The sequence below is a fragment of the Streptomonospora alba genome (genome assembly GCF_000826685.1).
GTDB classification, from domain to species: domain Bacteria; phylum Actinomycetota; class Actinomycetes; order Streptosporangiales; family Streptosporangiaceae; genus Streptomonospora; species Streptomonospora alba.
In genome coordinates this window covers 76,318-95,212 of sequence record NZ_JROO01000005.1, presented here as the reverse complement: position 1 = coordinate 95,212, position 18,895 = coordinate 76,318, and the positions used below count along the sequence as shown (strand labels likewise).

Annotated in this window: 22 protein-coding genes; 10 read left to right on the top strand and 12 right to left on the bottom strand. The window is 71.2% G+C overall.

The genetic code is table 11. The features are described from left to right. Positions 1–2: 2 nt before the first annotated feature. The 5 genes from LP52_RS02685 (at position 3) to LP52_RS02665 (ending at position 3,356) form a co-directional block, all read left to right on the top strand. Positions 3–1,289 (top strand): aminotransferase family protein, encoded by a 1,287-nt coding sequence (locus LP52_RS02685; RefSeq protein WP_052809346.1) that lies wholly within the window; start codon positions 3–5, stop codon positions 1,287–1,289. Then, entirely contained in the window at positions 1,286–2,590 is a 1,305-nt protein-coding gene (locus tag LP52_RS02680; RefSeq protein WP_040270448.1) for an iron-containing alcohol dehydrogenase, read from the top strand. Before LP52_RS02685 ends, LP52_RS02680 begins: the two co-directional genes overlap by 4 nt. A gap of 6 nt (positions 2,591–2,596) precedes the next feature. Continuing rightward, a complete protein-coding gene (locus LP52_RS02675) occupies positions 2,597–2,785 on the top strand; it encodes a thiazolylpeptide-type bacteriocin (RefSeq protein ID WP_040270446.1) in 189 nt (62 codons plus the stop codon). Between the two features lie 95 nt (positions 2,786–2,880). Next, positions 2,881–3,069, top strand: coding sequence for a thiazolylpeptide-type bacteriocin (locus LP52_RS02670; RefSeq protein WP_040270444.1), 189 nt, complete (start codon positions 2,881–2,883; stop codon positions 3,067–3,069). A 98-nt stretch (positions 3,070–3,167) separates the two neighbouring features. Further along, entirely contained in the window at positions 3,168–3,356 is a 189-nt protein-coding gene (locus LP52_RS02665) for a thiazolylpeptide-type bacteriocin (RefSeq protein WP_040270443.1), read from the top strand. A 147-nt stretch (positions 3,357–3,503) separates the two neighbouring features. On the opposite strand, the gene LP52_RS25555 is transcribed toward LP52_RS02665, so the two are convergent. From LP52_RS25555 to LP52_RS02635, 6 genes are all read right to left on the bottom strand, one after another. Continuing rightward, a complete protein-coding gene (locus tag LP52_RS25555) occupies positions 3,504–4,151 on the bottom strand; it encodes a response regulator transcription factor (RefSeq protein WP_052809345.1) in 648 nt (215 codons plus the stop codon). Positions 4,152–4,730: 579 nt separating this feature from the next. Further along, positions 4,731–5,474, bottom strand: coding sequence for an ABC transporter permease (locus tag LP52_RS02655; protein WP_040270442.1), 744 nt, complete (start codon positions 5,472–5,474; stop codon positions 4,731–4,733). Further along, entirely contained in the window at positions 5,471–6,409 is a 939-nt protein-coding gene (locus LP52_RS02650; RefSeq protein ID WP_238580703.1) for an ABC transporter ATP-binding protein, read from the bottom strand. The genes LP52_RS02655 and LP52_RS02650 overlap by 4 nt, the downstream gene beginning before the upstream one ends. Further along, positions 6,406–6,753, bottom strand: a complete 348-nt coding sequence (locus tag LP52_RS02645; protein ID WP_202966034.1) for a transcriptional regulator — start codon at positions 6,751–6,753, stop codon at positions 6,406–6,408. Before LP52_RS02645 ends, LP52_RS02650 begins: the two co-directional genes overlap by 4 nt. Before the next feature lie 24 nt (positions 6,754–6,777). Further along, the gene (locus tag LP52_RS02640; RefSeq protein ID WP_052809342.1) at positions 6,778–7,431 is read right to left on the bottom strand and encodes a hypothetical protein; all 654 of its coding nucleotides are present in this window, start codon (positions 7,429–7,431) and stop codon (positions 6,778–6,780) included. A gap of 234 nt (positions 7,432–7,665) precedes the next feature. Beyond that, positions 7,666–8,340 (bottom strand): TetR/AcrR family transcriptional regulator, encoded by a 675-nt coding sequence (locus LP52_RS02635; protein WP_040270440.1) that lies wholly within the window; start codon positions 8,338–8,340, stop codon positions 7,666–7,668. 101 nt (positions 8,341–8,441) lie between these two features. On the opposite strand from LP52_RS02635, the gene LP52_RS02630 reads away from it, so the two are divergent. The 4 genes from LP52_RS02630 (at position 8,442) to LP52_RS02615 (ending at position 11,772) form a co-directional block, all read left to right on the top strand. Next, the gene (locus LP52_RS02630) at positions 8,442–9,188 is read left to right on the top strand and encodes an NAD(P)-dependent oxidoreductase (RefSeq protein WP_040270437.1); all 747 of its coding nucleotides are present in this window, start codon (positions 8,442–8,444) and stop codon (positions 9,186–9,188) included. 71 nt (positions 9,189–9,259) lie between these two features. Beyond that, positions 9,260–10,009 (top strand): DUF4386 domain-containing protein, encoded by a 750-nt coding sequence (locus LP52_RS02625; RefSeq protein WP_052809341.1) that lies wholly within the window; start codon positions 9,260–9,262, stop codon positions 10,007–10,009. Positions 10,010–10,058: 49 nt separating this feature from the next. Beyond that, on the top strand, positions 10,059–10,511 hold the full coding sequence (locus LP52_RS02620) for a DUF2231 domain-containing protein (RefSeq protein ID WP_040270435.1): 453 nt from the start codon (positions 10,059–10,061) through the stop codon (positions 10,509–10,511). A 691-nt stretch (positions 10,512–11,202) separates the two neighbouring features. Continuing rightward, positions 11,203–11,772, top strand: coding sequence for a snapalysin family zinc-dependent metalloprotease (locus LP52_RS02615; RefSeq protein ID WP_040270434.1), 570 nt, complete (start codon positions 11,203–11,205; stop codon positions 11,770–11,772). Positions 11,773–12,049: 277 nt separating this feature from the next. On the opposite strand, the gene LP52_RS02610 is transcribed toward LP52_RS02615, so the two are convergent. The 6 genes from LP52_RS02610 to LP52_RS02585 all read right to left on the bottom strand — a co-directional run bounded on the left by LP52_RS02610 (position 12,050) and on the right by LP52_RS02585 (position 18,099). Beyond that, the gene (locus LP52_RS02610; RefSeq protein ID WP_040270431.1) at positions 12,050–12,442 is read right to left on the bottom strand and encodes a DUF1761 domain-containing protein; all 393 of its coding nucleotides are present in this window, start codon (positions 12,440–12,442) and stop codon (positions 12,050–12,052) included. A gap of 55 nt (positions 12,443–12,497) precedes the next feature. Further along, positions 12,498–13,013, bottom strand: a complete 516-nt coding sequence (locus LP52_RS02605; protein WP_040270430.1) for an SRPBCC domain-containing protein — start codon at positions 13,011–13,013, stop codon at positions 12,498–12,500. Between the two features lie 140 nt (positions 13,014–13,153). Then, positions 13,154–14,299, bottom strand: coding sequence for a winged helix DNA-binding domain-containing protein (locus LP52_RS02600; RefSeq protein ID WP_040270428.1), 1,146 nt, complete (start codon positions 14,297–14,299; stop codon positions 13,154–13,156). A 276-nt stretch (positions 14,300–14,575) separates the two neighbouring features. Further along, positions 14,576–15,910 carry an MFS transporter gene (locus LP52_RS02595; RefSeq protein WP_040270426.1) on the bottom strand — a complete coding sequence of 445 codons (1,335 nt, stop codon included), beginning with the start codon at positions 15,908–15,910 and terminating at the stop codon, positions 14,576–14,578. A gap of 49 nt (positions 15,911–15,959) precedes the next feature. Next, complete coding sequence (locus LP52_RS02590; protein WP_040270424.1) at positions 15,960–16,964, bottom strand: PDR/VanB family oxidoreductase; 1,005 nt, start codon at positions 16,962–16,964, stop codon at positions 15,960–15,962. Position 16,965: 1 nt separating this feature from the next. Further along, complete coding sequence (locus LP52_RS02585; protein ID WP_040270423.1) at positions 16,966–18,099, bottom strand: aromatic ring-hydroxylating dioxygenase subunit alpha; 1,134 nt, start codon at positions 18,097–18,099, stop codon at positions 16,966–16,968. Between the two features lie 108 nt (positions 18,100–18,207). Between LP52_RS02585 and LP52_RS02580 the strand changes: the two genes are divergently transcribed. After that, a complete protein-coding gene (locus LP52_RS02580) occupies positions 18,208–18,792 on the top strand; it encodes a PadR family transcriptional regulator (protein ID WP_040270422.1) in 585 nt (194 codons plus the stop codon). Positions 18,793–18,895 lie beyond the last annotated feature (103 nt).

The following is an 18,895-nucleotide window of genomic DNA, read 5'->3' as shown; positions in this document are numbered from 1 at the left end:
ACATGATCCCCCACCACGGCGCAGGCGCCGAGTATCCGCTGTGGCACCCGATGACCCCCATGGCGAGCTACCTGAAGGCGCCGGTGACCATCACCGGCGGTTCCGGCGCCCGCCTGTTCGACGAGGAGGGCACCGAGTACCTCAGCGCGAACGCCGCGCTGTGGAACGTCCACTGCGGGTTCGACGAACCCCGCATCGGGGACGCGATCCGCGAGCAGCTCGACTCGCTGCCCTACGGCACCCTCTTCCGCTTCGCCCACGAGCCGGCGCTGCAGCTGGCGCGCCGGCTCGTCGAACTGGCGCCCGCCTCCGGGCTGACCCGCGTCTTCTACGGGACCTCCGGCGCCAGCGGGGTGGACGCCGCCCTGAAACTCGCGCGCCGCTACCAGCGCCTGGTCGGACGGCCCGGCCGAGCGAGCGTGGGTGCGCTGGCCGACTCCTACCACGGCACGCTCTACGGAGCGCTCTCGGTGACCGGGGAGGACCTGGGCCAGGACGAGTACGCGGTGGACCGCAGCACGGTCGTACACGTCCCCACCCCCCTGGACGCCGAGACCGCCGCGGCGGCGCTGGAGCGCCTGCGTGAACGGGCCGACGGCCTCGCCGCCGTGATCGTGGAACCGATCCTGGGCTCGGCCGGCGTGCTCGTGCCCCACCAGGACTTCTTCACCGGCCTGGGCGAGCTGTGCCGCTCCCGCGACATCCTGCTCATCGCCGACGAGGTGGCGACCGGGTTCGGCCGCACCGGCACCATGTTCTGCTCGGAGCAGTTCGGCCTGGAACCCGATCTGGTGGTGCTGTCCAAAGGCATCAACAGCGGCTACCTGCCGCTGTCGGCGGTACTGGTGCACGAACGCGTCTGGTCGGCGTTCCAGGAGCGAGAGGCGTCCCTGCTCACCGGCGAGACCCAGGCGGGCAACCCGCTGGCCTGCGCCGCCGCGCTCGCCACTCTGGAGGTCATCGAGGACGACAAGCTCGTCGCCCGCGCCGCCCGGCTGGGAGCCGAGCTGTCCGCCGCGATCACCGACGCGCTGCCGCGCGCCCGCGGCCAGGCGCGCGAGCCGGTGGGGCGCGGTCTCATGCTCGGCGTGCACCTGCAGGGCAGCGGCGGTCTGCCCGGCATGGACGAGGTGAACGCGGTCGTCGAGCGCTTCCGATCCCTGGGAGTGATCGTGCACCCCTCCGAGCGGGGGTTCGGCCTGCTGCCGCCGCTGGTGGTCACCGAGGACGACATCGGCACCATCGCCGAGGCCGCCGCCCGCGTCTTCGACGAACTGGACCTGCGATGAACGCGCCCGAGCGGGGTTTCGTCTGGCAGGTGCCCACGCGCACGGTGTGCGGGTCGGGCGCCCTGGACGGCGTCGGCCCCGAGGCGGCGGCGCTGGGAAGCGCCGTCACGGCCGTCGTGGACGCGCACGTGGCGCAACTTCCGGCGGCGGCGGACGCGCTGGCGGGGATGGCCGCCCACGGCGTGGCGCCGGTCGCCGTCCACGAGTTCGCGGGGCCGCCCACGATGGAGTCGGTACGTGAACTCGCCGCGGCCGTGGGCCGCAGCGGATCCGACGCCGTGCTGGCGGTGGGCGGCGGCAGCGCCATGGACGCGGCCAAGATCGCGGCCCTCGCCGCCACTAACCCGGGCCTTCTCGACGACCCGCGGTGGGACCGGCAGGGCGTGGTCGAGCTGGACGGGCCGGAGGAGGATCGCCTCCGTCCGGGACTGCCGACGCTGCTGGCACCCAGCACCGCCGCCACCGGGTCGGAGCTGAACGGCGTCGCCGCGCTGCGCCACGCGGGCCGGAAGCGGCTGCTGGCCTCGGGGCTGCTCGCACCCTCCACCGCGCTCATCGACCCGGCGCTGACGGCGACTCTGCCCACCGCGCGGCTGGCCGAGGGCGGTGTGGAGACCCTGTGCCGCATCATCTGCCCCTATCTGGCCTCCGACGACGCGCTTCCCGTCACCGACGCGCTGGCCGAGGCGCTGGCCGCGCACTGCCTGCGCGCGGTATCGGCCGCGTGCCGCTTCCCGGAATCCGAGCGCGCTCGCACGGACCTCGCGTGGCTGGTGTCGGTCTCGGCCACCCGTCTGGAGGGTCTGGGCCGCTCGCCGTGGGGACACGTGCTCTGGTACCTGCAGGACGCCGTCGCCGACCTGGCGGGCACCGCCAAGGGGCCGGCGATGGCCGCGCTGCTTCCGGCCTACCTCGCCGAGGCCGCCGAGGCCGTCGCGGGCGGAGTCGGCGCCCGGTGGGGCGGGTCCGAACGGCTCGCCAGGTTGGCTGATGCCCTCGCCGCCGAACTCGGCCCCGACGCCCACGCCGACCTGCCGGGCGCGCTGGCCCTTCGGCTGGGCGAGTGGGGGCTGCCCACCGATCTGGGGCGACTGGGTCTGGACCGCACCGCGGTGGAAGAGGCCGCCGACCGTACACACCTGGTGTGGGGAAGCACCGGCCTGCTCGACGGCGTCGGCCGCGGTGAGCTCGCCGGTTTCCTCCACCGCGCCCGGCAGCCGCCGGGCGCCTCCATGACCCCGGGAGAGGGCCGCGACCCGCTCCCGGCTGCCCAGCACACCGCTATCCCGGAAAGGAGGTGAATTTCCATGGACAAGACTCAGACGGTCGACTTCGGTGACCTGGACCTGGGCGACCTGTCGTTCGACTCGGTCGAGGTCGCCACGGTCCGCGACGCGGTCGCTCTGCCCGAGACCGGAGCTTCGTCGGCGTCCAGCTCGTGCGACTCGTGCTCGTGCTGCGTCGGGTGCTCCTGCTGCTCGGTCTGCTCCACCTGAGTGGGGTGAGCCGTGGTCCCCGGAGTGTGTCCCCCTTCCGGGGACCACGGCCGATCGTGTCTCGATCCGGTTGGTGAGAAGAAGGAGAAACAATCATGAACAAGGCTCCCACGGTCGACTTCGGTGACCTGGACCTGGGCGACCTGTCGTTCGACTCGGTCGAGGTGGCCACCGTGCGCGACGCGGTCGCTCTGCCCGAGACCGGAGCTTCGTCGGGCTCCAGCTCGTGCGACTCGTGCTCGTGCTGCGTCGGGTGCTCCTGCTGCTCGGTCTGCTCCACCTAAGCCGACGCCACGCACGCCGTGGCCCTTGAGCGCCTGCGGGCTCCTCGAGGGCCGCGGCCCCGAAACTTCACCGTCCCCCCGGGAGGAGGTGAACAAGAATGGACAAGGCTCCCGCGGTCGACTTCGGTGACCTGGACCTGGGTGACCTGTCGTTCGACTCGGTCGAGGTGGCCACCGTGCGCGACGCGGTCGCTCTGCCCGAGACCGGAGCTTCGTCGGGCTCCAGCTCGTGCGAGTCGTGCTCGTGCTGCGCGGTGTGTTCGTGCTGCTCGGTCTGCTCCACCTAGCACCTCCCGCGAGTACCTGAAGCGGGCCTTCCGGATCCCCGTCGGCCCCGGGAGGCCCGCGATCCCCGCGCCCCCGCCACCGTTGATCTTGTACCTACCGTGAGTGAAAACGTCTTGGTGTGACGGTAGCTACAAGATCGACGAGTGTCAGGGGCCGGGGGTCCGCTCGCCGGGGCAGCCCAGCAGGTAGCCGTGGTCGCGGGCGTAGTAGAACAGCTCGGCCCGTGTCTGCAGCCCCAGCTTCTCGCGGAGCGCGGCCCGGTCTCCTTCGATCGTGCGCGTGCTGACGTGCAGTATCGAACCGGCCTCCTCGGTGGTGTGCCCGCTGGCGAGAAGCCGGATCACCGCGCGTTCCCGCTCGGTGGTGGGGTCGCAACTGCCGCCGGCGAGCTTGCCGCCGATACTGTGGTGCATGTACGGGACGCCGTCCGCCACCGCCCGCAGCGCGGCGAGCAGTTCGTCGAGGCTGGAGGTCTGCGGCAGGTAGGCGTGCGCTCCGGAGCGCACCGCCTCGCGGACCAGATCGGTCTCCTCATGACGACTGATCACCACGACCCGGGTGTGTGCACTCGCACGGGAGATCTCCTCGAACGGATGCACGCCCTGGAAGCAGAGGTCGGTTAATAGGATGTCCTGGTTCGCGCCGCGCGCGGTCCGGTTGATGTTTACCGGGCAGCTCACCTCGGCGACGACCTCGAACCCGGCCTGGGCTGCGAGCATCCCGTGCCAAGCGGCGCGGCTCAGGGAATAATGGTTGGCGATGGTCAGGGTGATGGGGGATTCGGAATCGCGCATGCGGCGTGTCAATTCGCCTGTGCGGGCGGGCCGTCTCCGCCTTCGGAGAGTAAACGGCTGATTCGTTGCCACGGGCAGCCGGGACCGGATGTCGGAGCGGTGGTTTCTGCATTCACCCGCGTTGCGCCCACGTAGGACCCTTTCGCTCGATCGATATCCGCCCGGGGCCATGTAGGGGGCACGCGGGCTTCGGTGTTGCGCTCTCCACACGCGACAGTAGGTGCGGTGGACAGGAGGAGACCGCCAGGGTGTCGCGGTCCTCCCGCGTGGGAATGGTAGGGGTCACCACTCACGCCGGTCGATTCAGCGCGCCTGGTCCGCCCGATTCTGAATTCAATTGTTACTCGAGCCCGTTGGGGGCGGGCGGTTCATTGTCGGGAGACCCGGTATTCGCTCAACGTTCAAGCACTGGATTCGATTGCCCTTGGCGAGTGGTGGAGTGATCATCCAGGTGGCCTACGATAGGCCCACGCGTGGGTGTATGCAATCATGGTGGAGAAAGTGGTCCGAGGGGTGTAGGGAACCGTTATCCGCCGTGCGGGTGAATGCGCTCGGCCCCGGGCGGCGGACCCCCGCCGATCAGCGGAAACGCCGGCCCTCGTCGCGTCGGTAGGCCCACACCGCCAGCACCGCGGTGGCGAGGGTCCAGCCGCCCAGCACGGGCAGCGCCGCCGGCGAGACGGACGCGTCGCTGACCGCCCACACCGACAGTTCCCGGGCGGCCCGCGTGGGCAGCGCATGCGAAGCGGTGTCCAACCAGGCGGGGAAGGTATCGGGGGGTAGGAACAGCCCGCCCGCGAAGGCCATCGGGAACATGATCGCCTGGGCCGCGGGCAGCGCGCCCTTGATCGACATGCTGAAGCCGATCGCGAACCCGCCGAAGAGGAACGGTAGCGAGGCGAGCATGATCACCGGCAGAGCCAGGGCCGCCGCGGAGGGCGGGAGCTGTGCCTCGGTCAGCAGCGGAGCCAGCACCGCGACGGGGATGACGGCCAGCAGGATGTAGGCGAATCCGTTGAGCAGCCGCCCTGCCATGCGCGGCGCCGGACCGGCCGGCAGCGTGCGCAGGTAGGGGTCCCAGGCGCGGGCGCGCTCCTCGGCCACGCCGACACCGAAGTTCAGCAGGCAGGCGTTCATCACGGCGAAGACGGTGATCTGCGCCGTCGCCAGGGTGGCCGCCCGCGGGTCGTCGGCGATCGCCCCGTTGGGAACGACGAAGAACAGCATCAGCACGGTCGGGAAGGCGACGTTGAAGCCCAGGGCGATGGGGACGCGGGCGGTCTCCAGGAAGAGCAGGCGGGCGTGCTGCACGGCGAGTGTCATCGGGAAGCCTCCGCGGGGTCGGCGGCGGACTCGGCCGGGGCGCCGGGCGCCTCGTCGGCCGGGGTGGATTCGGCCTCGATCTCCAGGAACGCCTCTTCCAGGCTGGGGCGGTGGATGTCCAGTCCGCTGAACGCGGCCCCGCTGCGCACGAGGTCGCGTACGAGCGCGTCGGTGTCGTCGGTGTAGAGGATTCGGCGGTCGCCCCGGTACTCACGGGCCACGACGCCCTCCAGCTCGGGCACCTCCTCGGCGCGGAAGCTGACGGACTGGCGGGAGGCGGCCTCGGTGACCTCCTGCGGGGTGCCGTCGGCGACCACCCGCCCGCGCTTGAGCACCACGATGCGCTCGGAGAGCGCCTCCATCTCCTCCATGTAGTGGCTGGTCAGCAGGATCGTGCCGCCGCTGCCGATGTAGGAGCGGACGCCCTCCCACACGGCGCGGCGGGCCGAGACGTCCAGTCCGGTGGTGGGCTCGTCGAGCACCACGAGTTCGGGTTGTCCCAGAAAGGCCAGACCCACGGCGAGGCGGCGCTGCTGCCCGCCGGAAAGGCTGCCGGTCTGGCGCTTCTCCAGGCCGATGAGGCCGAATCGCTCCAGCAGGTCGGCGGCCGGAAGCGGGTCGGGGTAGTGGCGTGAGACGAAGTCGATCACCTCCCGGACCCGCAGGGTCTCGGGCAGGCCGGTCTGCTGCGGGGTCATCCCCAGGCCCCGGCGGCGCCGGGGATCCTGCGGGGAGCCGCCGAGCAGTTCGACATGCCCTTCGCTGGGGCGGCGCAGTCCGCACACCAGGTTGATCAGGGTGGACTTGCCGGCGCCGTTGGGGCCGAGCAGCCCGAGAACGGCTCCGGGTTCGATGTCGAGGCTGACGCGGTCCAGCGCCAGCGCGGTCCCGTAACGGCGGGACACGTTCATCAGCCGGGCAAGGGGAGGGGTCACCGGGCGCCTCCGGGAGGGGTGTCGGCGGTGTCTGTATCGGGATCGTTGGCGCCCAGGAGAGCCTGTAGCGCTTGGACGTACTCCTCCAGGGCGTGGCGGCCCTGGGGGGTCAGTGAGAAGTAGGTGATGGGGCTGCGGCGTTCGTAGGTCTTGACGCTGTGCACGTACTCGGCCTCTTCGAGTTTGCGGATGTGCACCGAGAGGTTTCCGGAGGTCATGCCGAGGATCTCGCGCAGCCGGGAGAAGGAGAGCTGGTCACCGGGCGGCAGCGCCTGCAGGGTGACCATCACTCGCAGACGCCCTTGTGCGTGGATGACGGGATTGAGATCCGGTAGAGGATTCACTGCTTTTCACCCGACCGTCTCGACTTAGGCCCGCCGCGAGCGGGAGGGACGGCGGAGGCTCAGCGCGGCCGCGGCGGCGAGGAACCCGCCGCCTCCTCCGAGGGCGAGCACGAGGTAGGCGTGCGGCATGCCGACCAGGAGCGCCAGTGCGTCGGCGGCCAGGATCCATGCGCCCAGTCCGAAGCGCAGTCGATCGTGGTCCCAGGCCGCCGAGACCATGTGGACCAGTCCGATGACCAGCAGCGAAAGCCCGGCGAAGGCGAGCCAGACGAGCGGGGCGGAGGCACCGCCCCGGTACAGGCTCCACGCGAGCACACCGACGAGGGCGAAGCCGGCCACGTAAGCCCACCCGATTCGCGCGCCGGCCAGCGCGGAGGGACCGCGCAGGCCGCGGTTGAGGCGGATGTCGTGGCGGGTGGTGACGGTGAGCGCCGCCAGCAGCGCCAGGAACATCACGACTCCCGCGACCGCGGGCGGCACTCCCGAGAGCACGGTGCGCTGCAGGTAGAGACCGCCGTATCCGACGAGTAGGGCCAGGCCCCACACGGCGAAGAGCAGCCGCCAGTCGGGCGCCAGCTCATTCGCGGCCGCGTCGCGCTGCCGCTCGATGAGCTCGCGCGTCTCGGCCGGATCGAACGGCGCGTCCTCGGTGGGGCGCCCGTTGTCCTCCGCTGTCATCACGCCGTCTCCCAAAGTCGTTCTGAAGTGCCAAGCAATTTGTATCACAAAGTACTTTGCAGAGACAGACACGGCCCGAGGGGCGAGCGTCGGCTCCAGTTGGCGGGTTTCCTCGGCGCCCACTACGTCGATTCGCTGGGCGGGGCGGCCCGGGGGGCGGCTGAGGCGGCTGCCGGGTGGCCCGGCAGCCGACCGGCCGACCGGCTGTCCCCGCCGTTCTCGGCGTTCGCCGGGTCACGTCCAGCGGTCGCGCTCGCGCTCCAGTCCGTCGAGGACCAGGTCGAGTCCGACGTCGAACTCTTCGGTGTAGGCGTAACCGGGCTGTAGAGCCAGGTCGGCGATCATCTCCGCGAGGTGCGGGAACTCGTCGCGAGGCAGATTCTCCAGGATGGCGCCCCCCACGCCTTCGAGGTCGGCGGGCGGCTCGAAGGGCAGGCTGAGCTGCTGGAGCGTGAAGCCGTAGATGTAGCCGTCCAGTACCGAGAGCGCGTGTGCGGTGCCGGCGACCGAGAAGCCGCCCGAGCGCAGGCAGCCGATCACCGCGTTGTGGTGGCGCAGAGTCGCACGGCCCGGGCTGGTCCGCGAGTCCATCAGGGTGATCGCCCACGGGTGGCGGGTCAGCGCGTCGCGCATCGAGGCCGACCGGCGGCGCATCGCGGTCTGCCAGTCGGCGTCGTTCGACGGGAGTTCGACCTCGGCGAAGACGCTGTCGACCATGCCGTCCAGGAGCGCGCTCTTGTTGCGGAAGTGGTGGTACAGCGACATGGCCTCGACGCCGAGCCGCTTGGCCAGCGTGCGCATGCTCGGCACACCCGTGCCTGACTCGTCCGCCAGCGCGACGGCCGCCTGAAGCACCTTCTCCCTGCTGAGCGGATTGCGGCGCGTCGTTTCGGTCGGCTCCGTGGTCACCAGGCTTCTTCTCCTATCCGGATCGACGACGCTGCTTGACAACCTTACACCGCAAGGCTGTACCTTACGGCGTAAGAGAGGCGCGATCCGAGGAGAGAGTGATGGAACCGACCGGTGCGGACGGGGCCGAGAGGCCGGGAGCAGGCAAGCGGATGTGCATCGTCGGCGCGTCCGGCAAGCTCGGGCGCTACATGGTGCAGCACGCGTTGGACCGCGGGTACGAGGTCGTGGGGGTGTGCCGCGAGCAGAGCGTGCACAAGCTCGCCGCGTTCGAAGGGCGGATCACGGTCGTCCCAGGGGCGACCGATTCCGACGCCGTCGTCGCGCGGGCGGTGCACGGATGCGACGCCGTGCTCACGGTGCTGGTGCCGTGGGGGGTGCACCATTACGCCTCCGGCACCGCCCAGGCCGTGCTCGACCACGCGCGTCCGGGTGCCCGGTTGGTGTTCTCCTGCGGCTGGCACATCACCCGCGACGGCGAGGACGTCTACAGCCGCAGGTTCACGGCCTACGCGGCCGTGCTCGGGCGGTTGGCGAAGCTCGCCCGGGTCGTGGACGTCGACGACCAGGTGGAGGCGTGCCGGCGGGTCTTCGCCAGCGCCACCAGGTGGACGGTCGTGCGCGGCAGCGACCTGGAGGAGGGGGACGGCCAGGGCCTTCCGGTGTGGAGCAGGCACGTGGGGGACCCCGTGCTGGAGAGCAGCCTGACCCGCCGCGTGGACTACGCCCGGTTCATGGTCGAGGCGGTGGAGGACGACGCACTCGTCCGCGAGGCCCCGGCCATCGTCGGACGGCTGACCCCGTCCGCCCTCGCCTATGCCCGCACCGACGCCGACGGCCCGGCGTGAGCGCCCGGTCCGGAACCGAGCGGTCGGCTCGGCATCCCGTCGGGCCCTCAGCAGACCGGGGAGGTTCCGCCATGACCGCACCGAAGACGCTCGCGAGGCTCGCGGGCTCGCTGTACCTGCTCGTCGCCGTGTTCACCGTGTTCGCCGGAGTGGTGAACACCCGCATCGTCGAGCCGGGGGACGCGGAGACCACGGCCGCCAACATCCGGGCCTCGGCCGCCCTGTTCCGCATCGGCTTCGTCAGCGAGTTGGTGGGCGCCGTGTGCTTCCTGCTGACGGCCATGGTCCTGTACCGGCTGCTCAAGCACGTCAGCAGGGCGGCGGCCCTCGCGATGCTCACCTTCGTCGCGGTCAGCGTCGCGATCCAGAGCCTGAACCTGCTCAACCAGAGCGCCGGCCTGATAGCCGCCACAGGCCGGGGCCCCGCCGGCGCACTCGGGCCGGCCGGTTCCGACGGACTGGCCATGCTGTTCGCCGACATGTACCACGACGGGTACCTCATCGCCCAGACGTACTTCGGCCTGTGGCTGCTGCCGCTGGGCTACCTGGTCGTCAAGTCGGGCCACTTCCCCAAGGTGCTGGGAGTCCTGCTGGTCATCGGATGCCTCGGCCACCTCACGGACGTGTTCGCGCGCCTCCTCGCCCCCGGCTTCGGCGCGGCGGTCTCACCGTTCGCCATGACCCCCGCGGCGGTCGCGGAACTCGCGTTCATCGCGTGGTTGCTCGTCAAGGCCGTGCGGGTGCCCGACCCCGAAGCGCGGACCCCGGGCGCCGCGCCCGCCGCTCGACGGCCGCGCCGCAGTCGCTCCGTGTCCGGTTAGCGCTTTCGGCTTCGCGGGTAGGGGCGCTTCTGCACGGGAGGAGGGATCAATGAGTCACGAGCCGACGCCCAGCCGTGCGGCGATCAAGGGGCACCCCATTCATCCGATGCTGATCGCGCTGCCGATCGGCCTGGTCATCGCCGCGTTGGCCGCGGACATCGGGTATTTGGCCGAAGGGTCCCGGGCCTGGGCCCTGGCCGGACTGTGGCTGGTCGGCGGCGGCCTCTTCAGCGGCCTGGCGGCAGCCGTGCCCGGTTTCGTGGACTTCATCGGAATCCAGAAGATCCGCAAGAGCGCTGCGGCGTTGCGGCACGGAGCCGCCAACGGTGTCGTGCTGGTTCTGCTCCTGGTCTCGTTTCTGCTGAGGGTTCCCGATCCGGAAGGCGCGGTGCTGCCGACGGGGCTGATACTTTCGGCGCTCAGCACAGCGATCCTCGGTTATTCGGGGTGGCTCGGCGGTGAGCTCTCCTACAGGCGCATGTTCGGCGTCAATCCGTCGTAGCAGGAGGCGCGGCGCCGAACCGGGCCCCGATCCGTCGCGGGCCGTGCGGACACGAGCCGCCCGAACCGCCGCCCGGGCGAGACATCACCTCCCTGACCGCCCGATAGGCGATGGACCGGTGGGCGCCGTCGGGTCGCCCGAGCCGGCCAGGGTGGGCGCCCCACCGGCGACCGCCCCCAGGGCACAGGTTCCCGGCCGCCATCCCTCAGCTTTTTCACGGTGAGAGCGCGTAGCCGAGCCCGCCCCCTGCGATCGCCCGGTCGGCGCATGCACGTCCTCGCGACCGCCCGCGGGACGGGGCTGCCGCGGGCTCGCCCGCGGCAGGGGGAGGAGGCAAGCGGTGGGGCGGATCGGATGACGCTCCGACGCCCCGGTGCGGCAGGGTCCGGGGGCGGGACACGGCGGGAGTCCAGCACGGCCGCGGCGGCCCGCCGGCACCCGGGTCGGCGGTGCCAGGCGCGCCATCCCGGTCGGGCCTGACCCGGTAGAGCCGGCCGTCGGGCGAGGGGGAGACGCCCTGGGGGCGGGTCCCCGACAGCTTTCCCGCCCCGAATCTCCAGGTCGGTGCACAGCGCCGAATTCGGGCGCTCTGCACGCATTGTGGCGATACGTGGCTACAAGTAGCATCAGGGCGACCCCACAGGGTCACCGACGACCGGTATCAGCACCCTCACCCCCAGGGAGCCCCCGCATGCTGAGACGTGTCCTCACACCCCTTCTGATCGCCCTGAGCGCGCTGGCGCTGGTGGGCGCCGCACCGGCCGCCGCGGCACCCGCGGAGCAGTCCCAGCCGCTGCGCCAGACCGTCCTGTACTACGACGCCGGCCAGGCCGCGGAGTACACCTCCGCCGTCTCCGAGGCCGTGGACGTGTGGAACTCCAGCGTCAGCAACGTCCGCCTGGAACCGGCCTCCGCCGGCCGGCGCGCCGAGATCCGCATCATCGCCGACGACGGCTGGCCCCGCGCCCACCTGGGGCCGGTGCGCCCGGGCGGGCAGGTCACCGTCTGGATGGGCCGTGAAGGGACCGCCGAGGGCTACGACGCGGTGCGCATCGCCGCGCACGAGCTCGGCCACAGCCTGGGCCTGCCCGATGCCAAGCCCGGGCCGTGCTCGTCGCTGATGTCCGGCTCCACCGGCGGTGTGAACTGCACCGACCCCTATCCCGACGCCTCCGAGCGCTCGCGGGTCGAGGCCAACTACGGCAGCGGCCTGACCGGCGGGCGGCCCACCGACGGGCAGCTTCTGGTCGATCGCGCCTGATCAGGCGCCCGCACGCCCGCACGCCCGGAGGTGCCGAGAACGCCCGCGCCGGCCTCGACGCCTCCGGGCGGATGCGGAGCGGCTGCACGCGGTGGCAACGCCGGTTCGCCGGTTCCGGTGTTGCCACCGACGAGGACGCCGAGTCGTGTGCCCACCCAGGCGACGGACCTCTCGCTCGTCGGCACCGAGGGTGGCCCGGCCGAGCGGCAGACGCTGCCGGAGGAGGGTGCTCGCGGCGGGCGGGTGTGAACGGTCGACCGGCGGGCCGAGTCTGCGATCAGCGCCAGACGCCGACGATCACCGCAATGACGACCAACTTCACGAGCCAGTCACCCAGGTGAATCGCAGCGAGCCTCCACGGCACCTTCTCGTGTACGACGGAGCCCGACAGGATCGTGACCGGGAATCCGACCCACACCACCAGGCCGAGCAGGAGGGCCTGCATCCACCCCTCGGTTCCGGTCCACGCCGCCAGGACGGCGAGCACCGCGGCGACCACGAGGCTGCGCGCCACTTCCACGAGCATCGTCCACGCCGGCGGCCGCCCCGAATCGGCGTACGCCTCACTCAGTCGCGCGAGCCGCCCAGCGAACACGGCGTACCAGATACCGCTCAGGACGAAGGCGACCGCGGTCGCCACGAGGATGGCCAGATAGTCGAGGTCCGTCATCGCTGCTCCTCGGGCTGGGAATGATCGGGTGCACCGCCGACGGCGGCGGTACGGCTCAGTTCTCGAGTACGGCCTTGAGCACCGCCAGGCGTTCGCGCCAGTACGCCTTGGCGTCCTTCGCCGATTCGGCGTCGGGCAACCGCTCGTGCTCCACGTGCACCGTGGTCTTGCCTCCGCCCTTGTCCGAGAAGCCGACGCTCAGCCGGGTCGGCCCGCCCTCCCAGGTGAAGCGGGCCGAGCGTCCGGGATCGGCGGTGCGTGGGGCCACGACGGCGCCGGGTAGCCAGCGCTCGCGCACGGCCGTGTCGACGAAGGATGCGAAGAGGCGGTCGGTCGGGGCCGCGATCGTCTTGCCGGCGGTGACCGCATACGTGCCGTCACGGCGTGCACCCGGAGCGCGCAGACCGCGGTCCTGTTCGAATTCGACGATGAGCTTCTGGGCCCACCATCGGCTGACGTGCCGCTCGCCGGTGAGCCATGCGGCGATCTCCCGGTACGGACGGCCGGCGGCACCCCATTCGTCGAGCAGGGTGAACCACTCCTCGCGATCGCAGCCGGTCGCGCCCCTCACACCACCGCCGGAGCGTGGTGCGAGGGCGGGCCGCCCGCCTCGCGAGGATGCTTTTGCGGGTGCACTGGAGTCCCGTGGGTTCAAGGTGCTCTCCTTCGCTCGGTACCACTGACAGGTCAGACCGGCCCCGGCGCGGGAACTCATCGGACATGAGCCGATCCGGTGGGCGGGCCGATCTCGACCGTGCGCTCGACCGCCGCGGGCGCGAAGAACGCCAGCAGCGCCTCGGCTTCGGTCCGCAGGCCGGCCTCCTCGCCGCCGCGCAGCCGCCTGAACGGCCACAGGCGCAGCACGGCGCTGCGGCGCTGCGTGCTGATGCGCCAGCCGCCGGCCGCGAACCCGTCCAGCAGCACGAGGCCGGGATCCACGCCGTTCTTACCGCCGAACCCGTGTTCGCGCAGGTCCGCGGTCACGATCCGGTCGAGCGAGGCGTAGGACCACCGCAGGTTGTCGAATTCGTAGAGCAGGCGCGGCGGCGCCGGGGTCTCGGGGGCGGGGCGCGGAGCGTCGGGCAGGTCGAACAGCTCCCTTCCGTCCTCGCCGCGGAAGGCCCTCAACCGCGGCCGCAGCCCCTCGAAGACCTCGCCCAATCGGGTCAGCCCGCACCACCTCTGCGCGTCGAGGACGGACGCCGGGCCGAACGCGGCAAGGTAGCGCAGCACCAACTGCTCCAGGGTGAAGGGCTCCGGGAGCGGCCGGTCCAGCCAGACCTCCACCGGCGAGTGCTTCGCCTGCGCGCTGCGCCCCCACTGCCCGCGCGGGGGCAGCTGAGCCAGCGGCAGGAGCGTGCGGACCCACTGTGCGAGTGCCTGCGGATCGCGGTCGCCCCACCCGGCCGAGCGCCCGTGCTCGGCCAGCCGGCGGCCGAGTTCGCTGAAGGTCAGCGGTTCCTCGGCCAGCGCCGCGCGGCCCGCCTTCGCCACCTCCCCCGGGGCGAGGCCCTGCACCTGCCGACCGAAGGCCGACCGGTACATCCGGTCCTGGACCCCCTGCACCAGCGGGCGTATCCGTGCCGCGTCGTCCGCGGTCATCAGGTGGATCGTGGAGCGCATCACCGCCATTCGCACGATGGCGCCGGAACCCAGCAGCTCGGAGGTGGGCTCGGGGCGGTAGTCGGCCAACCGCGCCCACAGGCCGAGATACCACGTGTGCGTGGTCTGCGCCTGGAGCCCCACCAGGTGCTCAAGGGCCCGCTCGGGCGGCAGGGCCGCGCGGCGCAGCAGGAGCTGGCGCTCCAGCGTCGCCCGGTTGAGGCTGCGGCGGTCGAGTATCGCTGCGTCGCTCATCGCGTCAGACTACGGAGCCCGGGCGGGGAGCGGGAGTCCACCGCCGCGCCGTCGCGCGCCCGCCGTCCGCCGCCCCGGCCGGCCTGCACCGCTTCGCGCTGTCGTGTCGCGCGCCGAGTTCGGTGCGGCGGCGGTGGACGTCCGGCATGAACCGCGCCTCCGGCGGCATCGCGATACGCGGCCGAACTGCTCGGCGTATCGCTCCTCGACGGGACGGACGAGCGCGGGCCGGCCGGAGAACCGGCTGGCCCGCGTCGCGGAGGGGCCGAGCAGAGGTCAGGCGGCCAGTGCCTCCTTGGCAGCGTGGCTGGACTCGGGGTCGTACGGGCGCAGGCCGACCAGGACGAGGGCGCAGACGGCGACCACCACGGCGGCACCTGTGTAGAGCTGGGTCGCAGAGGCACCTGCGTCGTTGAGCATGCCCGCGATGGTCGGGGACAGGATGGCGCCGATGCGCCCCATCCCGAGTGCCCAGCCCATGCCGACGCTGCGGACGTGGGCCGGATAGAGCGGCGGGCCGACGGTGTACGCACCGGCGATGCAGCCGTTGATCAGGGCGCCGACGACGACGCCGATGCCGAACCCGAGCCACAGGGTCGAGGTGCTCACGATGAAGACGATCATCATCGCGGCCGAGAGCAGGGAGAATCCGATCAGCACCACCCGCGGCGTCCGTATCCGGGCGACGACGCCGTAGAGGACCGAGCCGACGGTGCCGCCGATCGAGATCGCCATCCCGGCGGTCACGGCGGCGCTCTCGGAGAGGCCTTCCTCGACCAGCAGTGTCGGGGTCCAGCTGTTCACGAAGTAGAAGCCGAACATGATCGTGATGAAGACGAGCCAGAGCAGGACGGTCGGGGGCAGCCGCTGCTTGAGCCATCCCGAGCCGGCCCGCTGGGTCTCCATCCGGGAGGCGGCCGCATGGTCGAGGTCGGTGTCGGTGACGGCCTCCAACCGCATCCGGGCCAGTGTCCGGTTGATCCGTGCCAGCGCGCCGCTCGGACGCTTCCGCTCAAGGAAGGCGACCGACTCGGGAAGGATGAGGGCGATCACGACCAGGGCGAGCAGCGTGCCGAAACCACCGGCGTAGAAGACGATCCGCCAGTCGCCGCCGACTGCTGCCTTGGCGACCAGGCTCGCCACGGTGGCACCGATGCCGTACCCGGCGGTGAAAACGCCGATGGCCAGGCCGCGGTTCTTGGCGTTGGAGAACTCGCTGGCGATCACGTTGGTGCTGGCCAGGATGCCGCCGACCCCGATGCCGGTGACGAGGCGGAAGGCGCCCATCACCGTCGCCGTCGGCGCCATCGCTGCGCCGAACATGCCGATCGTGCCGAGGGTGAGACTGATCAGGATCAGCGGGCGCCGACCGATCAGATCGGCGAACGGGGCGAGGAGCATCGAGCCGATCGCCATGCCGATCAGGCCGACCGAGACCAGCAGTCCGAACTGCGAGCCGCTCAGTCCGAACGCCTCGGTGACCGAGGGCCCGGTGAAGGCGACCGCCATCACGTCGAAGCCGTCGAGGCAGTTCATGAAGGTGCAGAGGGCGACGATCAGCCATTGGTAGCCGCTCATCGGTGCCTGCGAGATACGTGCGGTGATGTTCATGGGTGTCCAGATGGTGAGGACCCGTGTGCACTCGGGGCGGTGGGACGGGTCAGGTGAGGTGGAGGGAGAGGACAGCGGGCCGGGCGGGTCCGCCGTCGACTGCCACTGCTCGGGAGACGCAGAGGCACAGACTGCTCGAGCGTTCCTTCTGGGGCTCGCTCAAGAAGACGTCGCGGTGGTCGATGGTGCCGGTCGCGCCGACCACCTTGGCCAGACACAGCCCGCACTCGCCCTTGCGGCAGTCCGAGAGCGTGTCCACCCCGGCCGCCTCCAGGGCGTCGAGGATCGAGGTGTCGGGTGCGACGGCGATCTCCCGGTCGAGCTGGGGGAGGTGTACCAGGAACTCCTCGGCCGGGTGCCGACCGCTGGATCCGAACGTCTCGAAGCGCAGGTTGGTCGCCGGCAGGTCGTACTCGGCCCAGCTCCGCGCGATGGCGTCCATGAGCCCGATCGGGCCGCACATGTACAGCTCGGTGCTCGCGGCGGCGGGCGTCCGGGCGATCCCGGCGACGAGGTCGTCGACCGCCAGTGAGGTGCCCTCCTCGTCGACGTGCACACGCACCCGACCGCCGTGCTCGGCGACCAGATCGTCGAGGTAGGCCATCACGGCGCGGCTGCGGCCGGCGAGCACCACCTCGTAGTCGGCGCCGCGGCGGCGCAGCGCGGTGGCCATCGCCACCAGTGCGGTGACGCCGATACCGCCGGCGACGAGTACGTAGCGGGTGGCGCCGACCGCGAGCGGGAAGTTCTGGAGAGGTCCGGTGACGGTCAGTTCGTCCCCGACCTGCAGCCGGTGCATCGCGGCGGAGCCACCCCGCGAGTCCGGGGAGAGCTGCACGCTGAGCGTCAGCCTGCGGCCGCTGTCCTCGGAGCGCACCACGGAGTAGGAACGCACTCGGCGGGCGCCGCTCCCGGTCTCGACGTCGATGTGTGTGCCGGGCGCGGCGTGTTCGGGATGCTCGGGTTCGAGGACGATGCGGCGTACGCCGTCGGCGGCGTCGGCGACCTCGACCACCCGGGCCTGCTGCCAGCGGGTCTGGGCCTGAACCGCCACCTCAGGCCCCCTTGCCGGAAGCCGGTGCGGACGACGGACGGCCTTCGGCCGCGAGCATGCGCTCCAGGATCTGGCGTACCCACATGCCGCCGGCGTCGATGTTGAGGCTGTAGAACTCGTGCTCGGGGTTGGCGTCGATGGCGCGCTGCTGGGCGCGCAGCATGTCCTCGTCCTCGGCGAAGACCCCGTGCACCCCCTGGCGCAGCTGCGTGGTGATGGTCTGGCTGTCCAGGCGGTAGTTGCGCATGAACGCCCAGAAGTAGTGGCAGGTGCGGTCGGTCTCGGGGGTGATCGTGTTCATCACGTACCCGTTGACGCCCTGGCTGCGGTCGCCCTCAGGCGCACCCGTACCGGCCTTCGCCACACCGACGTCGATGCAGATCGTGCCCGGGGCCTCGAACGTGATGATCTGCCACCGGTCGACCCTGCCCTCGAAACCGGGGAACTTGTCCCGTATGTTCTTCAGCCAGAACGGCGGCGGCGCGATGTCGCGGATCCACCGGGTGACCGTGACAGTGTCGCCCTCGTGCGTCACGTCGAACTCGGCCTCGGACAGCTCCTCCTGCCCGATGGTCGAGGAGTGCACGAACTCCTCGTGGGTGAGGTCCATCAGGTTGTCGAGGACGAGTTGGTAGTTGCAGTCGGCGTGGATGGTCTCGCCGTCGCCGGCCCAGGCCGGGTCGTCCATTCGGTGCATGTCGGGAACGGTGGTCGGATCGGCGAGGTCCGGATCTCCGACCCACACCCAGACGTACCGGTAGCGCTCGACGACGGGGTAGGACGGGACGACCGCGCTGGGGTTGATCGTCTCCTGCGCGGGCATCCCGGTGCAGCGGCCGGCCGCGTTGTAGCGCAGGCCGTGGTACGGGCACTGCAGCTCGTCACCCAGGATCCTCCCCTTCGACAGCGGCGCGAGCCGGTGCCAGCAGGCGTCGGCGAGGGCGACGGCGCGGCCCTCACCGTTGCGCCACAACGCCAGCGGTACGCCGGCGACGGTGCGCGCCAGCGGCTGCTTACCGGTGACCTCGTGGTCCCAGGCCGCGACATACCAGGCGTTGCGGGGGTGGTTGAAGATCTTCGCCGCCGCGGTAGTCGGAGGCGCGGTGTCCACCAGGGGAGATGTGGTGACGGTCATGGGCACTCCCTATGGAGATAGGTATGTGTTGCACGGCTCACAAACTAACTATGGATATAGTTAGTTGGCAAGGACGGATAGCGTGACCAGTCGGGAGAGGGAGGGCTGTTGTCCCTGCGTTACGCGCTGATCGCGCTGCTCACCGGTCGGCCGATGACCGGATACGACGTCTCGAAGAGCTTCAGCCACTCGGTGTCGCACGTCTGGCACGCGCCCGACTCGCAGATCTATCCCGAGCTCAACCGGATGGAGCGCGACGGGCTGCTCACCTCGGTCGAGATGCCCTGGGGCAAGAGGGGGACGAAGAAGGAGTACCACGTCACCGATGCCGGGCTGGCGGACTTCCGGGCCTGGATGGAGTCACCGCTGGCGCCGCAGCGGCAGCGCGATCCGGCGTACCTGAAGGCGGCCTACTTCGACTTCGCGGATCCCGAGGCTGTGCGTGAGCAGCTGCGGCAGCAGCAGGCGTACTGGGAGGAGCAGCTACGCATGCTCGAAGCCACCCGGGCGACCCTGGTCGACCGCACCCACCCCACCTTGGCGGCTCGCCTCTCCAAGCTGGACGAGCGCGAGGCCGAGCTCGCGGTGCGCTACAAGGTGTACGCCTACGACGGCCTCATCGCCCGTGCCCGCACCGAGCTGGCCTGGATCGCGGACGGATTCGCGCTCGTCGAGGAATTGTCCGACTCCTGAGTCCCGAAACGGCAGGGGAAGGCTCCGCGGCGGCGACAACGAACGCCGCAGCGTCCGCGCCTGCGCCCGGGCCGGACGCTTGCGCGTCGGCGTCAGGCGCAGG

Excerpts from the sequence above, each read along its gene's own strand:
- LP52_RS02685 (WP_052809346.1), top strand. The coding sequence starts at position 3 with ATGATCCCCCACCACGGCGCAGGCGCCGAGTATCCGCTGTGGCACCCG.
- LP52_RS02680 (WP_040270448.1), top strand. The coding sequence starts at position 1,286 with ATGAACGCGCCCGAGCGGGGTTTCGTCTGGCAGGTGCCCACGCGCACG.
- LP52_RS02675 (WP_040270446.1), top strand. The coding sequence starts at position 2,597 with ATGGACAAGACTCAGACGGTCGACTTCGGTGACCTGGACCTGGGCGAC.
- LP52_RS02670 (WP_040270444.1), top strand. The coding sequence starts at position 2,881 with ATGAACAAGGCTCCCACGGTCGACTTCGGTGACCTGGACCTGGGCGAC.
- LP52_RS02665 (WP_040270443.1), top strand. The coding sequence starts at position 3,168 with ATGGACAAGGCTCCCGCGGTCGACTTCGGTGACCTGGACCTGGGTGAC.
- LP52_RS25555 (WP_052809345.1), bottom strand. The coding sequence starts at position 4,151 with ATGCGCGATTCCGAATCCCCCATCACCCTGACCATCGCCAACCATTAT.
- LP52_RS02655 (WP_040270442.1), bottom strand. The coding sequence starts at position 5,474 with ATGACACTCGCCGTGCAGCACGCCCGCCTGCTCTTCCTGGAGACCGCC.
- LP52_RS02640 (WP_052809342.1), bottom strand. The coding sequence starts at position 7,431 with ATGACAGCGGAGGACAACGGGCGCCCCACCGAGGACGCGCCGTTCGAT.
- LP52_RS02630 (WP_040270437.1), top strand. The coding sequence starts at position 8,442 with ATGGAACCGACCGGTGCGGACGGGGCCGAGAGGCCGGGAGCAGGCAAG.
- LP52_RS02625 (WP_052809341.1), top strand. The coding sequence starts at position 9,260 with ATGACCGCACCGAAGACGCTCGCGAGGCTCGCGGGCTCGCTGTACCTG.
- LP52_RS02620 (WP_040270435.1), top strand. The coding sequence starts at position 10,059 with ATGAGTCACGAGCCGACGCCCAGCCGTGCGGCGATCAAGGGGCACCCC.
- LP52_RS02615 (WP_040270434.1), top strand. The coding sequence starts at position 11,203 with ATGCTGAGACGTGTCCTCACACCCCTTCTGATCGCCCTGAGCGCGCTG.
- LP52_RS02610 (WP_040270431.1), bottom strand. The coding sequence starts at position 12,442 with ATGACGGACCTCGACTATCTGGCCATCCTCGTGGCGACCGCGGTCGCC.
- LP52_RS02600 (WP_040270428.1), bottom strand. The coding sequence starts at position 14,299 with ATGAGCGACGCAGCGATACTCGACCGCCGCAGCCTCAACCGGGCGACG.
- LP52_RS02595 (WP_040270426.1), bottom strand. The coding sequence starts at position 15,910 with ATGAACATCACCGCACGTATCTCGCAGGCACCGATGAGCGGCTACCAA.
- LP52_RS02585 (WP_040270423.1), bottom strand. The coding sequence starts at position 18,099 with ATGACCGTCACCACATCTCCCCTGGTGGACACCGCGCCTCCGACTACC.